This is a genomic window from Cupriavidus sp. KB_39 (genome assembly GCF_052114485.1).
Taxonomy (GTDB): Bacteria; Pseudomonadota; Gammaproteobacteria; order Burkholderiales; family Burkholderiaceae; genus Cupriavidus.
In genome coordinates, this window is record NZ_JBFREV010000167.1 from 1 (window position 1) to 598 (window position 598).

A 598-nucleotide genomic window follows, 5' to 3' on the forward strand; every position below is an offset into this window, starting at 1 on the left:
GCCAAACGCCCGCGCCGTGGCCAGGAAGGTGGGCAGCAGCGGGCAGCAGCAGGTCGTTGTCCTGGATGCGGGCGAGGATTTCCCAGAGCACCGCCAGCGCCAGCAGGATCACCGCCTTGCGCACCCAGCCCTGCTGCCAGAGGCGGCGATGGAAGGGCAGCGGCCGCGACAGCGGCACAGCGGTGAACGGCTCGAGCGCCAGTTCGTATTCAGGGCGGATGGGGGTGTCGAGGGTGGTCATATATATATAGGCGATATCGTGGCTGGGGACGCTGCCCCTCTCCCCCGGCCCCTCTCCCGCAAGCGGGCGAGGGGAGCAAAGCGGCGGTGTTCCTTCCCCTCTCCCGCTTGCGCGAGGGGAGCAAAGCGGCGGTGTTCCTTCCCCTCTCCCGCTTGCGCGACGGGGAGCAAAGCGGCGGTGTTCCTTCCTCTCTCCCGCTTGCGCGACGGGGAGCAAAGCGGCGGTGTTCCTTCCCCTCTCCCGCTTGCGCGACGGGGAGCAAAGCGGCGGTGTTCCTCCCCTCTCCCTCTGGGAGAGGGGCCGGGGGAGAGGGTGGGCGTCTCTACGAAGTCGAAACGCTACGCGTGCGCCCTGCCC

The 598-nt window shown here is 69.1% G+C and carries 1 pseudogene; it reads right to left on the reverse strand.

The features are described 5' to 3' along the window. Positions 1-241, reverse strand: a pseudogene (locus AB4Z27_RS29330) (ABC transporter permease); the annotation flags it as partial. Positions 242-598 lie beyond the last annotated feature (357 nt).